The sequence below is a fragment of the Pseudoneobacillus rhizosphaerae genome, from assembly GCF_917563885.1.
Taxonomy (GTDB): Bacteria; Bacillota; Bacilli; order Bacillales; family Cytobacillaceae; genus Pseudoneobacillus; species Pseudoneobacillus rhizosphaerae.
Genome location: NZ_CAKJTG010000016.1, coordinates 21,242 through 35,806, shown reverse-complemented (window position 1 = coordinate 35,806; position 14,565 = coordinate 21,242). Strand labels below are relative to the sequence as shown.

The following is a 14,565-nucleotide window of genomic DNA, read 5'->3' as shown; positions in this document are numbered from 1 at the left end:
GATTCTCCTTTTATGGTAATCTACTAAACGTTTCTATGGATAAATTTTCTGCTTTGTTTTTTTCAACATACCCTTTCATCAAATAAATTAATATTGCTGTTCCTAAGCATAGCAACCCCGCAATGCGATAGAATACAAAAACATTCCAAGTGCTTACAATAACACCACTTATGATACTTCCTGACATACCACCTAACCCGTTACAAACTGCTGAAAAAACAGATTGTCCTGTAGCTTGGAACTCTGTAGGAACTAGACTCTTTACTAATCTTATTGCACCACTATACCAAAAACAAAAAGCAATACTAACTAATGGTTGAAGTAGGATCCATGCCCAAATTGTATGAAAGTAGCCTAACAATGAAAAATGAACCGCAAAAACAGATACTCCGATTATCACTAATGTCCAAGGAGTAACTTTCTTAGATAGTTTATCAACAAATATAAAAACACCAATCTCTGGGAACACCTGTAATAGCCATGCTGTTCCTAACAATAAACCATATACATGTAATTCATTTAGCCCAATAGAATAAAATGTTGCATTACCTTTTATTGAAATAGCTGTAAATAATAGCGATACTAATACGATAAACATTGGACCTATTCGAAACACGTGTAGAAACTTACTAATTGCAAAGTTACTTACTACTGATGAATTTTGTTTTTTAGGTAATTTAATGAAAAGGACAAACGCTAATGTAACAATTAAAAGGCCCAGGTGGAGAATGTATATTAAATTCCCTAGAAAATTGCTTCCTAGAAAAACAGCAATACCAAATCCTATTGACCCCCACAATCTAATTCTTCCAAAGGTTTCAGTAAAATTAGTAACTACAAGTGTGTCAATTAATGTTGCTATCGGACTCTGGAAAATAAAATAAATAGACAATATTAGTAACCAAGTTGCAGAACCACTGGCAAATGGAAAGAATACAGTTGCTGTCATTGTCCCGATTATAGATATAATCAACACAAGCTTAATACTATACTTATCTGAAAACCACCCCCATATGGGTTGCATTACCATCAAAGTTATGGCCCCCACTGCCATTAAAAAGCCCACCTGCTTCGCATCGACAGTTCTACTTACCAAAAGTGGAAGATAAGGGATTAATATTCCCATTGAAAGGTAATAAAAGAACATAATAGTGATCAACATTGTTCGTGGATTTCTATATTTAGTTAGTAAGTATTTCATACTGTCCCCTTTTTTGTTATTCGAATAAAAAGTTGTTATTACAAATAATTTTATTGTTATTACAAATTATAGTCAATATATAATTTGAATATTTAAAAATGCATTTCGGCTTGCGTCTTTAATTTCATCCTGAAATTATCTTTTTACATATTCCTACCACTACTTGGTGATGTTCGTTTTCGTTATATTCTTAAACCGTCTAACATCCAAAAGTGAGCAAATTTTAACAACAAAAGACCACTCCCTAATTTTTATTAAACCGTTCCATTTTGAGGTGCATATCCTATAAATAACAATAAAAATGGCGTGTGAACTGACAACAGTTATACACGCCATTCTTTTATTCTTTAAAGAGCTTTTGACATCGTAAATCCGAGCATGTCTTATTAAACAAAAGCCATCCAATAGTTTAAGGACACCTCTTCACAAACTTGGATAAATTACTGAATTTGTTCCCACATTTTTGAGAATACATCCTCATTCATCTGAAAATAAGCACTCATATATCCATAATAAATATACCCATCTTTAAGAAGAGTAAGATTAACTGTAGAACCGTCATTCAATTTAATACTTAATTCCCTAAATTGCTCGTCTGTTCGTGAATTTCCTATTGGGTCTGAATTTTGACCACGAAGGAATGGTTTTGCCTTAATTAGCTCTGCAACAAAGGTATTTAATGTTTCGAAATCTGTAATTGGTTGATAATTTTCAATACTGTTATTCCAATCGCTGAATGTTCTATATTTTGCAGAGGATACGCTACCTACCATTTTTAATTCACCAAATACATCTTCGCCACTATTTATTGTCATTCCGTTAAGGTTTTCATAAAACTCTGCATACCCCTTACCATCTTGTTCTTGGTAAGTCATAACCCTAAAGTCCTTATCGTATCCTTTTACAGAATAAACATCTGTTTTTCCAATCGTCGAAGCGAACTCTTCATCATAGGCTTTTTGTTCACTCCATTCATCTATTGTTCCTTTAGTAGTTCCGAGTTTATCACCTATAATAGCTTTTGCATCTTCTGTATCTATCACTGTCCTTGTTTGGGTATAAATTTTACCGTTATATACAATTAAGCCAATCATATCCGCACTTGAATTGTCCTCGGGTAATTGAATAGCAGGGATTTCCACACTTCCATCTTTATTAACAACGAGTTCAGTTTGATTACCAGTTGTATTATCTGGAGTACCGTTATTAAATAAGGTGAATGTTCCAAGAGACACAAGTAAAGCAGCAGCAATACCGAAGCCTTTTAGATTAAATCTTTTTCTAGCACTTTTCATTTCTTCCTTTGCTTGAGAAACCCCCATTTTACTTCTTTCACTAAGTTCCTTGGGTATATCAATTTTATTAATTTCTTGTTTAATCTTATTACTCATAAAAATCATCTCCCTTCAAATTTTTTCGTAATTTGTCTAATGCTCTATATAAAACTGTCTTTGCCGTACCCAAGGGAATATCTAATGTTTCCGATACCTCTTTGAAGGTTAACCCTTGGTAAAATCTTAAAAGAATAATGCTTTTTTCGTCTTCATTTAACCGTTTGATTAAGTCGCGAACCGTTATTTCTAAATCAATATCTTCGTTTATATCGTCCGAAAAATCCCCCTCAAATTCTGGCTTTAATTGAACTACTTTTTTCTGTTTTCGAAGTAAATCTAGTGAACAGTTAACCGCAATTCTAATTAACCAAGTTTTAAAATATTTAGGTTCTTTTAAATTTTTGATTGTTTTGAATGAACGATATGCTGTTTCTTGAACCACATCCAGTGCATCGCTTTGATTTTTCACATATACAAAAGCCATTCTATAAATTTCTTGTTCATATTCCTGGAATAATGCCAAAAATGCTTTATCATTACCTTTTTGAGCTTTCTTAACTAATTCTAGCAATCAATAGCCACCTCCCATTTCACTTATTAGACGTGCAAATTGTCCGTTTGGCTTTAATTAATTTATTTCAAAAAAAATAATCGCCCTTTAAAGGACGATATATTGCAATTCTTTGTGCGGGAGTTAGTACTGGGCATATTTAGGATTGATTGTTCTCCAACAATCTAAGTGAACCTTTGCAATTTCCTTGCGCATCTGATAATTCTGCTTTTCTAATGATCCTTTGTATTCGCCAACCCCTCGCTGATCTAAAATAGTTTATTTTACAGCTTCATCTTTTTGGATAAAGCTTAATAAATATTCCCTGTCTTCTGGAAATGTTAATTCTAATGTTTTAAGCGATTCTAATGATACCCAACGAATATCATAAATAAGCTGATCGGGGTCTTGGATTTTTCTGCTGCCACCAATAACCTTAACTAAAAAGTAATGGGCCTCATAATTTAAGTCATGCTCTTCGTAAAATCCTTTTTTAATTTGTAACTCCTGAACAATGTTAACTAAATAACCTGTTTCCTCTTCTATTTCTCTTTTACAACAAACTTCAAACGTCTCGCCCTTTTCCAGACCTCCTGAAGGAATCGACCAAGTTTTGATTTCTTCTGGTGTACCTTGTAGAACCATAAGAATCTCTGATTTATCATTTATACAGACTCCAGCTGAACCATACCAAGTTTTCAAAGAATCACCCCATACATTATCATTAATGAAACTATTCTGTTTTTTTATGGAAATTCCTTCTAATTAATTTAATGGTCCGTGAAGGAAGGGTATATATTGTTTTTTGTTCAAATGTCAGCTTTTCCTGGCTCTTGTAAGTCCACACTAGAGAAAAAGGTTTCAGGCACTCGCCGTAGACAAATGTCCACATCGAGTGCCTGAAACCGATTCTTGTATGTGCTTAATTTGGATCTGATTCGTGTCAGAGTTTACACTAAAGCCACCTTCCCATTATTTACTTAATTTGATAACTGCGGTGCTTGTCACCACTTGGAGCATTCTAACCACACCAATAACAAAGAACACTAGCATGGTGAATAGGATTACGCTTACGATATCTGCTTGGACGCAGTAAAAGAAGCTCCAGGATGGTATTTTTAGTAAGGTTGGTGCAGCTATGAATAATACGGGTGGGACGGTTATTTGTAGGATCATGGTGATGATTGAATATTTTGTTATGGGTTTTGTTTGCTTTCTATTCTTTACGATCCTTGTACCATACCAAAGCAAACCTATGAATAGGAAAGCAACAATACTATCAAAAATTAGATAGTATTTGGTAAAGCTCTGACTGTGCTCTTCAAGGTACTCTTTGCCTGAGAGCATGCTAATCACACCATCTGTACTGATATGAGAATCGCCAGGTGCGAATCTACCCGTATTCGTATTCGTTAAGATGACGATACCCATTTGTTTTTCAGGGAGGATATACATATCTGTTCTTGCTACCGAAGGTAAATCTCCAGAATGTCCGACCACCCTTGTGCCCTGAACTTCTCTTTCCCACCACCCCATTGCATATTGACCAAAATATTCATCATTTAAAGTCATCTCTGCAACCTTAGATGGTGTCTGCATGGTCTGAACTGCTTCTTTTGAGACGACCGTTTTCCCTTTCGTTTCCCCTTGATTCATATACATCAATAAATAGTTACCCATGTCTTCTGCACTCGAAACCATATAACCGCTAGCTAAAAAATTCGGTAAATCACTTAGAAGGGACTTTGTTGGTAATAACATACCGAACCATGAAGTAAAATCTTTAGATAAGCTATGTTTCTTCGCTTCCTCTACAGAAGTGTAGGAGTCATTCATGTTTAATGGGGTTAAAATCTGTGTTTCAATATAATCCGCTAGCTGTATCCCTGTTACATATTCAACCACTAGGCCTAAACTGACATAGTTTAAATTGGAGTACTCAAATTTTGTTCCTGCTGGTTGAATTGGGTCCACTTTTTTCATGAGTCTTACCGTTTCCTCTAATGACTTGTTCATTAAATCCTTCCCAATGACCACTTCAGATGGAAGTCCACTTGTTTGATTTAATAAATGTCGGATCGTAATACTCGCCGCTGCCTCTTTGTCTTTCAGTCGAAACCATGGAATATATCGTTTGATAGGTGCATCTAAATCAACTTTTCCTTGATCGACCAGCTGCATAATCGCTAAAGCTGTAAAGGATTTACTTAAAGAGGCAAGCTTCATCGGCGTGTTTGTTGTCAATTCCCTCCCAATATCCGCCTTTCCAAACGCCTCTGAATGAACGATTTCCTCCCCTTGAACAATCACATAAGCTAATCCGGCAATGGCCTGCTCCTTCATCTGCTTTTGTAAATACGTATCTATGTGTTCAAATTCGTTACTTTCTTTCTTGGCTTCTACAAGTTGCATGCCTAAGTTACCATTCATAAAAACTAAAATCGCGCATAATAAAATGAACATTATTTTTTTCAAAACTTTCATCCCCTTTTTGTATCGTCTATCACATTATCAAATAGACAAAGGGGTATTAATAGTGACTGCAGTCATATTATGGAAGACACTCGGAAAGATATGACTGCAGTCATATATGCTCAAGCTATATGACACCCTCATCCTTTGCTTTTCGGGCGACCTTTAAGCGATCATGTAACTCAAACTTTGCATAGATGTTAGAAATATAATTTTTTACCGTTCCTTCTGATAAAAATAAATGCGCCGAGATTTCGGCATTGTTCATTCCTTCGGCAAGACAGCGCAATACTTCCGTTTCTCTCTCGGTTAACCCATAATCCTTAGCTGGACTTCTCTTATGCTTCGGTTCATTCATCTGATTTATTAATAAAGTAGCAATTTCTTTTGAGATGAAAGTCCCTCCACTGGAAACAAGCTTTACCGCAGATAATAAGTCAATCGGATCAATAGCCTTTAAAAGATAACCTTCCGCTCCGGCTTTTAATGCTTCAGTGACAAATTCAATCTCTTGGAAAGTCGTAAGAATGATAATCCGAATTTCCGGCCATCTCATCTTGATGATTTTTGTGGCCTCAACTCCATTCAAGACAGGCATTCGAACGTCCATTAACAAAATATCAGGCAGCTCTTTTTCACAAAGTTCGACCGCTTTTTCACCATTTTCCGCTAATCCAACTACCTCTATCGCATCATCTAATAAAAAACTGTCATGTAATCCTTCACGAATCATTTCCTGATCATCCACGATGAGCAATTTTATGGTTTTCATCTATTAATTCCCCTTGAATTGGTATAGTGCAAATAAGCTCCATGCCCTCTCCGGATTCAGCTTTAATCTCTAGGTTGCCATTAAGAGCTTGTAGTCTCTGTTTCATACTATTTAAACCGAATCCTAATTGAATGGTATCAGTGCCTTTTCCATTATCAAGGATCGTCAATGACACCTGTTCTTTCTTATAATCTAACTTCACATCTATCGTTTGAGCATTTCCATGCCTTTTTGCATTGGTCAATGCTTCTTGAAGACAGCGCATCAATGTGTGCTCTGCATGATGGCTAAGGTCGTGCTCCAATCCGAAGTATTGGAAGCTTACCTTTGTTCCTGTATTCATAGAAAATTCATTTGATAAGACTGCCAACCTGTCAATGAACGATCCTAACTCCTCCGTTGCATCTGCCATTCCATGAATATTTTTTCGTAGATCCTCAAGACTCTTTCGCGTCAAATCCCTTAAAATCAAAAGCTTGCTTTCTGCTCTTTCCTTATCGGAGCGCTTTAAATTCGCGATCACACCGTCGATACCAACTATAACTGAGGTAAACGTATGACCAATCGTATCATGTAATTCACCCGCCATACGGTTCCGCTCTTCTAACAAGGTTAAACTCTCAACCTTTTTGGCATACTGCTCTAGCACCCGTTTCTGTTCCTGATTTTCATTTAATAACACAACCATTCGATTAAAACTGAAGCCTACACCGAGCGCAATCACATTGTTTAATAGATGTGTGAGCAAAACGACTACAGATTCACTGTTAAAAAAAAGACCAATAATGGGGATGATTAAACCAATACTTGTAACCCCGTACCAAATTTTCCGATGTGAAAAATATAAGCCCATACTAATCATTGGAATTAACATCAAAGAGGAGTCCGAACCCACAAACAGTAACAAAAACCCGTAAAGACTACCCGAAAATAGGAACTCAGCAACATAGTAGCTTGGGAGCGATAGATTCGTAGGGAATAAGAAAAACTGTGGAACGAGAAAGGCAAGGAACACCCAGAGTAACAGTCCCCAAAAAGGTATCATCCCATCATGAAAGTCAGCATTGCTTACAAAAATCATCACCCACAATAATAACCACAATACTCGGATTCCACTAAAAACCGTATCTACCCATGTCCAGTTTGTATGTTTATTGCTCATCTATTAGTCTCCTAATTAGTTTAGTCTGAGTGTTATTTAAGCAACTTCACTTATTGGTCTATTTTACCATTTTTTATTTGTCTGGGGGTAGTAATATTGAAGGGTTTTGGGCTGAAAAAGTGATAGTAGTTTTTTAGATGTTGGGAGATGGGAACGAGGAATAGGTGGGGCATTGTTTCAATTCAAAAAAATGGCGGGACAAGGAACCTGTCCCCTTGTTCCATTGTCTGCGTATCGTTAAACAACTCACAACGTATCGTTTAATTAGATTCGAAATCTATTTGCTACCAAAAATAAAAACCGCTTGGGAAGATATAAAATCCCAAACGGTTTAGTTTGACATGTTCCAATTTTGAGGTATTAAATCCATCAATACCATAAAAAACAGATATCATCAAAGTTTTGGAATGTTCCTAGTGGCTTTCCTAACTTTAATCATAACAATCATCTATTTACTCCCGTATTGTCCTCATCGCAAATGAATTATCTCCATAGGTACTATATTCTACTGGGCGCTCCCCTTTTATTTCTGGAATCGAGTAGGAACGGTCCGCGACTATCCATTCAACCGAATCATTTGCATCAACGGTTACCTGTACATTCACTTCCCCCAGTTGACCGACAATGTACGTGAGTAGAAATGGTTCGTCTTTTGAATATTGTTTTTTGGTTAATTCTATTTTCTTATGATTAATAAGCAGTTGTGAAACCTTTAACTTTGATACTGACTGCAAAATCATTTCTTCTGCCTGACGATTGGTTTTTAACAGATATTCAATTGTCCGCTTCCCGGCTTCTACTTCATCTTTTATGACGGTTACACTAGGTGCTTTCATATTATAATGATCTGCCTCGGCATACTGTACATCCCATTTGATTATGGGAAAGAATTCAGAAGTATTACCCTTCTTTATATCTTCATTAATATAATTTGACGTATAGTCATCTAAAGGATGTCGAGCTACCCAATATGCTTTATTGGTATCTTCATTCATGAAATAGCTGATATCACTAGCTTTTTGATGTTCTGATGTTGGCATATTATGGATGGTAATGCTATTAACTAAGATGAAAAGGATTCCCACTGTTAAAAATTCAGTAGGCATCACCCAATTCGTTTTAATTTTTAAAGTACTAAAGATAGGAATGAGCAACGACCCGAGTAGAGCGACGAAAACCATTAGTACACTGGCAAGTTCCATGGAAGCTAACATATAGATAAGGTAAATAACAGGTATCAAGATCAAGAAAGCAGGAATGGAAAACCCAACAATCACCAGGTGACTTTTCCAGGAGTCCATTTCTAATTTCATCCAAATATTGACCCCGATGAGTGCAAACAGCAACGGCCATGTAAATACGTAGCTTCCATCCGAGAGAAGTATGCTTGTGACTACGACCAGGATTAGCCATGTAAGTAGGGCACCCATCATCATGCTACCCACTTTTGCCTTCTTATTTGTCAATCTATATAGAATATTTATAAAAGCAAAAACGACTAATGAAAAACTTATTAAGTAGGTAGTCCCGATTGTGTTATTCGTTCCTAAAATCCATTGTTTCTCAGAATATAGGAATGTAAGTAGACTCCATAATCCTAATCCAATCAAGAAAGAACCTACTAATCCTCCCAGATTGACTAGTAAACCTCCTAAAGTACCACGTATGGTAAGTTTTTTACGTTTATATCCATGTACCATCGTAATAGCAAATAAAATAACAACTATAAACATAAACGGAATCACAAGTTGATCCGAATAGGTAATCATGAAAGAACCGAAAATATTAAAAAAAAGTTGATTCCCTTTTTTTGCTTCCGTTAAATCTAAGTTTCCAAAATGCTTTGTAAGACTTATCATATATTCGCCATGATGCTGAAGACTTTCTTTGCTCAATTCTTCCAAATTATCGCTTGTTGTATGATAATGACCAACACCCTCACCAAACGCAAAGTTCAGCCCGTTTAACCCAGCTTCTTTAAATACAGACAAATCCGTATCATTAGGCATTAGTTTATATAAATTATAGATGAAGGAATGTGATACAGGCGTTGGTGCGGCTTTAACAAATTCTTTTACAAGCCAACCATTGTTATCACTTGTTTCAAACATAAAGGCAGGACCTTCGTTTCCACGCGCTTCAAAATTCAACACTAAACCAACATTCTGAACCCATGGATGCTCCTCCACAAAGGCTTTTGCCCCTAGCAAGCCATTTTCTTCTCCATCCGTTAGCAGGATGATGATGTCATTTTTCAATGGTTTGTTTTCCTTTAATGCTCGAACTGTTTCTAAGATTGCAGCTACTCCAGCCCCATCATCTGCTACACCTGGTCCCCCCGCAACCGAATCATAATGGGCGACCAACATAATCGCTTTACTTGAGTTTGTGCCATCAATTTTCGCAACAATATTCTCAACCGTTCCACCCGCTACCCAGGTTCTAGGTAGATTTAAAGAATTGACTTTTTGGATTTCAGGGGTTAATCCTAAGGTTTCAAGCTCCTGAACAAGATAATCTCTTACTCTATCATGTTCCTTAGAACCTAGAGGATGTGGTGAAATGGCAAATTCCTTTAAATGCGAAAATGCTCTTTCAGCAGAAAATTCAGTTGTTGCACTATCACTTGAAACCACCTTAGGTGATTGCAATTGTAAAAGACTAATGACAATTGCACCTATGATAATAGCAACAATCATATTAAATAAAAGTGCAGACTTCTTTGTGTCATCTCTTAGTGGTCGTCTTGTTTCAGTGGATGTAACAGTTTCCAATCAAATCCCCCCTTTATATGGTAAAATAAACGATTCCTACCAATAAAGTATATATTACCCATAATGCTTTAAAAAGAATTTTCTGAAAAAACATAGGAAAAATGTACTATTTTCCATGTAAAGGATATGGCGTCAGGCACCATGAATAGACAAAATAGGCATTTTATCCAATACGAAGGGTTTGGGGCTGGAAAAGTGATAGTAGTTTTTAGATGTTGGGAGATGGGAACGAGGAATAGGTGGGCATTGTTTCAATTCAAAAAAATGGCGGGACAAGGAACCTGTCCCCTTGTCCCACCCGTTTAATAATCACTTTAATAAAGACATTTTGAATTGGTCAATCGGTATTTCCAGATTAAGAACCATCTTAATCATTTCAATCTTTTCCTCATTAGATGGATCTACCCTATCGTTTTCGCCTCTTGGCTCTGCAATTTCATCATCAGTAATTAAAGAAACAGATTCAACATTTCTCTCTTCAGATTCTATATTTCTCTCTTCAGATTGAACATTATCAAGATTACATTTAGACTCGGTAATTAATGTTTCCCATTGTTCATACAAGCTAGTAGCTTCATGATAATCTTCCATACTCGCTTCAACTTTTGTTTCTAATTTATCTTTTAGTTTTCGGCATGTCTCTTCCCATTCATTTAAGCTTCTTGTATCGAAAAGTTTTGTAAATTTAGGTTTCATGTTTTCCCAATTTTGATATATGTTATTACACCAATTTAACAAATCTTCACGATATTCATTTTGATTTACATTTTCCATAACACATTCACACTCCTAGGTTTTAGTTCAAATTGACCACAATGGCATTCTATGTAACCAAATTGTCCCAGGAATAGGCAGATACCTATATAATTTTTAGAAACTTAATTGATTAGAGATCAACTCATCTTTTTCAATGTAGGGTGTACGGTACTATCTAAGGACATTTGTTTTTGTGGCAGGCTATTTATAATCAGAACAAGAAACATGTTTACGCAATAAAACAAGGACTTATTTCCATACGAACCAAGATCAAATTCCAGCGTGTCAAAAGCCAAATAACATAACTATAAATTCATTAGAGGTATAGAGTGAGTTTAGATTTTGTTACCAATTCTACCCCTACGTATAACAGTTATTAAAACTATTCTTCAATATTTGCGATATACAGTTTGTTCATTAACTTGAATTGCAATAACCTTTTCGACACTTTCATCGCTTACTTTAAAAATTTTATTCGGATTTTTATATGGGTTTTGGTCTTCTGAGTAAGAAACAATCTCCAGAATTTTAGTAACCTTTCCTATTTGTTCTTCAACTTCGTTAGTAGTTAAAACTTCATCAGTCATTAGATAAGTAGAGTTATCCATTTTAATTTCGGCTGGTGTAAGGTTAGTAAATTCAGCATCGCTTAAATTGTTTGTATTACACCCTGAAAGAATAATAGAAATGAAAATTAAACCCATTGTTAATACCCTTTTCAAGGTAATCACCTCTTTCTTGTGCGTTTTTACAAAACCTTCAAATAATGAATTATTGTGAATAATAATTCCTGGCATTCGATTATAAAAGATAACCCATTTCCCCTTAACACAGACCTAAGTTTAGGTAGAGAGGCTGTCCATGCCGTAAAGGTTTTATTCTTACTTCTTCCTGCACAAACCTTACAAAAGTATATTTGCACTCTTCATGCACTCAGTCCGTTTAATACTCTCTTTTAAATAATCAGGAGCATTAGGGTGTTCAAATACTTGTTGAGCTGTCATCCAAGTCACGGCCTCAACTTCATCTGGACTTTTTGGAACAGCTTCGCCGGATTCATATTCACATAGAAAGACAATATCAACCACATTTTCACCTGAATCCGTAACAAATGATGTACTATGTATGTATTTCAACTGTTCTTTCACTTTTACATTTACTTCCTCATAGATTTCACGTTTTACCGTTCTTTCTAATATATCTGATGAATTCCCCTCTTCTTCCACCTTACCGCCCACAAGTGCAAGCAACCCACCTGCATGTTCCTCTTTTTTACTTCGTTCAATAATCAACCATTTATCATCTCTAAAAATAGCACCTTCTACATTTACGATAAACATGATATACCTCCCAAAAGCATAATTTACTTAACTTGTTTTCAACATAATCTTAATTATTCAAATCCTGCGACAACCGGATCATATCTCTACACCAGATACCGTTTTCAAAAATCTTTTCCTCATAGTGCCGTATGAAAAAATCACGATCAACATTGGTAATCCTAAATCCACATTTTTGATACAAAGCTAATTGTCCAATACTTGAATTTCCCGTTCCAATTTCTATCGTTATAAAACCGCCTGCTTTTGATCTTTGAATCGCATCCATAAGCAACTGCTTTCCAATCCCTTTTCCTTGTTCATTCTCAGAAACAGCGATATTAACGATTTCAACTGTCCCTGGTCTTGTAGGCAGCAATACATACACACCAGTTATTTCATTATTTTTTTCACCTACATAACATACTCCTCGGTTCAAATATTCCTCTATTAGTTTTTGAGAAGGGTCAGCCAGTAGCATTAAATTGATTGGGGGTTCTTCATTAACATTCAATTCTCTAATCTTCATTGTGAATCCTCCTAAATAATTTAAAATAAGGCTCTGTTAAACACTGTTGTTGAAATTAAAAAATCCTCTTTTTGCTATTGACGGTAACGAATAGACGCTAATTGTTACCATTTTCTCACTTTTTAGCTATTGACGGTAACGAATAGCCTTCAATAATCAACATTAAGCTTTAACAGAGCGTAAAATAAAAAGCATCTACAAGTAGTAGATGCCCATCCATTTTATTTATTAGGGGCATAGGGACAGGTCTGAACTGCACCCCAATTGTTAGTTGTGTCTATCAATTGGGGTGTAGTTCAAACCTGTCCCTCCGAGGAAATCAGCATGGTTTTATATATAAGCGGAGAAATATCTCTTAATGACGAAAAAGCACTGAAATTGGCTTATATAGACGGAGGGATTCCGACTATTAATTTAAAAAACGTCAAAATGGGTCATTTCGCTAAGCTTAAACGGAATTTCTCCGCTTATATCTGCTTCTTAAGCCTCCTCTATACACATTAGTCGGAAATTCTCCGCTTATGATTTCTTGTACCTATTCCATCTTCCCTACTAATTTCGTGGGACATGGGGATGGTACAGTTTACAGGTTTTTCCTCCCACTTTTATTGTTTCATCGGACAAGGAACCTGTCCCTGCGTCCCACCTCCGTACCGGGACGATAAAAAGGAAGGATACTGAAATTCAGCAGCCTTCCTTTTTAAAATGTTTCGTAAATGACAGAACCCGTCTGTGATATATCGTAATCTCCAATAGCATTTATTTCTGACTGAAACTGTTGTGAAGATAAAATGGCTTTTACGGTGCCTATAAGTTTTTCATTATTAGTGTTTTTTAGTATGACAAGGTCGTAACGCTCCGTTATTAATGGAATAAAATCAATTCCCACTATTTTAGCAGCCTTTTCATGTCCTACTCCTACATCAGCTTTCCCGGCGGAAACAGCAGATGCCACACTTAAATGGCTCTTCTCTTCATTAAGATACCCATGAATATTCTTAGAAGGTATATGGTTAATTCTTAGCTGTTCATCCAGCAGGATACGTGCGCCTGACCCTTTTTCACGGTTGATTATGGTAACATGTTCCTGATTTAAATCACTCCATGACTGGATATTTAATGGGTTTCCTTTTTGAACATAAAGACCCGCTTTTCTTGAAAGTAGGTTCAATAAAACGTAAGGATAACCCACTAGAATTTTTTTAACATATGGAAGATTGTACTCTCCTGTATCCCCGTCATACATATGCACACTTACAATATTACACTGACCATTGTACATGGAGATAAGCCCGTTCAAACTTCCCGCATTGGAGCGTAAAATAGGATAAGCATTGTCTTTCTCCATATACTTTCCAAGTATATCAAGTACCATATCTTGACCACTGATAACTAGATGGGAGGGATCCTTGACTTCGGACAAGTAAGTTTCTACAATTGGGACTTGCGAAACAACTGTTTTATTACTTTTCATATAATTGTCCAAGTCCGATGCTTGCATTCTCATTTGCCTTCCGACCCGGAATACAGGCAGTTCACCTTTTTTAACGAGATCATAAACGGTCAGTTTCGATACTTTTAATAGTTGAGATACTTCTTCAATTGTATAAGAAATCTCCATTGTCATATTTTCATCCCTCCATCTTTCATTTTATCTCACTTTCATTTTAAAAAGTGATTTCTTTAACATCTATAC

General features: G+C 35.9%; 13 protein-coding genes. All 13 read right to left on the bottom strand.

What is annotated here, in order from left to right; genetic code table 11:
* Nucleotides 1–10 precede the first annotated feature (10 nt).
* A complete protein-coding gene (locus LRP83_RS14300) occupies nt 11–1,201 on the bottom strand; it encodes an MFS transporter (protein WP_230497359.1) in 1,191 nt (396 codons plus the stop codon).
* A gap of 440 nt (nt 1,202–1,641) precedes the next feature.
* Nucleotides 1,642–2,592 (bottom strand): hypothetical protein, encoded by a 951-nt coding sequence (locus tag LRP83_RS14295; protein ID WP_230497358.1) that lies wholly within the window; start codon nt 2,590–2,592, stop codon nt 1,642–1,644.
* Nucleotides 2,585–3,106: a sigma-70 family RNA polymerase sigma factor gene (locus LRP83_RS14290; RefSeq protein WP_230497357.1), complete on the bottom strand. Its 522-nt coding sequence runs from the start codon at nt 3,104–3,106 to the stop codon at nt 2,585–2,587. The genes LRP83_RS14295 and LRP83_RS14290 overlap by 8 nt, the downstream gene beginning before the upstream one ends.
* 258 nt (nt 3,107–3,364) lie before the next feature.
* Nucleotides 3,365–3,787 carry an NUDIX hydrolase gene (locus LRP83_RS14285; RefSeq protein ID WP_230497356.1) on the bottom strand — a complete coding sequence of 141 codons (423 nt, stop codon included), beginning with the start codon at nt 3,785–3,787 and terminating at the stop codon, nt 3,365–3,367.
* Nucleotides 3,788–4,057: 270 nt separating this feature from the next.
* Complete coding sequence (locus tag LRP83_RS14280) at nt 4,058–5,560, bottom strand: serine hydrolase domain-containing protein (RefSeq protein ID WP_230497355.1); 1,503 nt, start codon at nt 5,558–5,560, stop codon at nt 4,058–4,060.
* 124 nt (nt 5,561–5,684) lie between these two features.
* Nucleotides 5,685–6,329 (bottom strand): response regulator, encoded by a 645-nt coding sequence (locus LRP83_RS14275; protein ID WP_230497354.1) that lies wholly within the window; start codon nt 6,327–6,329, stop codon nt 5,685–5,687.
* Nucleotides 6,298–7,491, bottom strand: a complete 1,194-nt coding sequence (locus tag LRP83_RS14270) for a sensor histidine kinase (RefSeq protein WP_230497353.1) — start codon at nt 7,489–7,491, stop codon at nt 6,298–6,300. The genes LRP83_RS14275 and LRP83_RS14270 overlap by 32 nt, the downstream gene beginning before the upstream one ends.
* A 452-nt stretch (nt 7,492–7,943) precedes the next feature.
* On the bottom strand, nt 7,944–10,265 hold the full coding sequence (locus LRP83_RS14265; RefSeq protein ID WP_230497352.1) for a M20/M25/M40 family metallo-hydrolase: 2,322 nt from the start codon (nt 10,263–10,265) through the stop codon (nt 7,944–7,946).
* A 309-nt stretch (nt 10,266–10,574) separates the two neighbouring features.
* A complete protein-coding gene (locus tag LRP83_RS14260) occupies nt 10,575–10,961 on the bottom strand; it encodes a hypothetical protein (protein WP_230497351.1) in 387 nt (128 codons plus the stop codon).
* A 449-nt stretch (nt 10,962–11,410) separates the two neighbouring features.
* On the bottom strand, nt 11,411–11,818 hold the full coding sequence (locus tag LRP83_RS14255) for a hypothetical protein (RefSeq protein WP_230497350.1): 408 nt from the start codon (nt 11,816–11,818) through the stop codon (nt 11,411–11,413).
* A gap of 105 nt (nt 11,819–11,923) precedes the next feature.
* Nucleotides 11,924–12,361, bottom strand: coding sequence for an NUDIX hydrolase (locus LRP83_RS14250; protein ID WP_230497349.1), 438 nt, complete (start codon nt 12,359–12,361; stop codon nt 11,924–11,926).
* 49 nt (nt 12,362–12,410) lie between these two features.
* A complete protein-coding gene (locus tag LRP83_RS14245; RefSeq protein ID WP_230497348.1) occupies nt 12,411–12,869 on the bottom strand; it encodes a GNAT family N-acetyltransferase in 459 nt (152 codons plus the stop codon).
* 700 nt (nt 12,870–13,569) lie between these two features.
* Nucleotides 13,570–14,496 carry a helix-turn-helix transcriptional regulator gene (locus tag LRP83_RS14240; protein ID WP_230497347.1) on the bottom strand — a complete coding sequence of 309 codons (927 nt, stop codon included), beginning with the start codon at nt 14,494–14,496 and terminating at the stop codon, nt 13,570–13,572.
* Nucleotides 14,497–14,565: the final 69 nt, after the last annotated feature.

Bases quoted from the DNA above. Each gene is read 5' to 3' on its own strand.
- LRP83_RS14250 (WP_230497349.1), bottom strand. From the start codon at position 12,361: ATGTTTATCGTAAATGTAGAAGGTGCTATTTTTAGAGATGATAAATGG.
- LRP83_RS14270 (WP_230497353.1), bottom strand. From the start codon at position 7,491: ATGAGCAATAAACATACAAACTGGACATGGGTAGATACGGTTTTTAGT.
- LRP83_RS14245 (WP_230497348.1), bottom strand. From the start codon at position 12,869: ATGAAGATTAGAGAATTGAATGTTAATGAAGAACCCCCAATCAATTTA.
- LRP83_RS14275 (WP_230497354.1), bottom strand. From the start codon at position 6,329: ATGAAAACCATAAAATTGCTCATCGTGGATGATCAGGAAATGATTCGT.
- LRP83_RS14300 (WP_230497359.1), bottom strand. From the start codon at position 1,201: ATGAAATACTTACTAACTAAATATAGAAATCCACGAACAATGTTGATC.
- LRP83_RS14295 (WP_230497358.1), bottom strand. From the start codon at position 2,592: ATGAGTAATAAGATTAAACAAGAAATTAATAAAATTGATATACCCAAG.
- LRP83_RS14260 (WP_230497351.1), bottom strand. From the start codon at position 10,961: ATGAAACCTAAATTTACAAAACTTTTCGATACAAGAAGCTTAAATGAA.
- LRP83_RS14240 (WP_230497347.1), bottom strand. From the start codon at position 14,496: ATGACAATGGAGATTTCTTATACAATTGAAGAAGTATCTCAACTATTA.
- LRP83_RS14255 (WP_230497350.1), bottom strand. From the start codon at position 11,818: ATGCCAGGAATTATTATTCACAATAATTCATTATTTGAAGGTTTTGTA.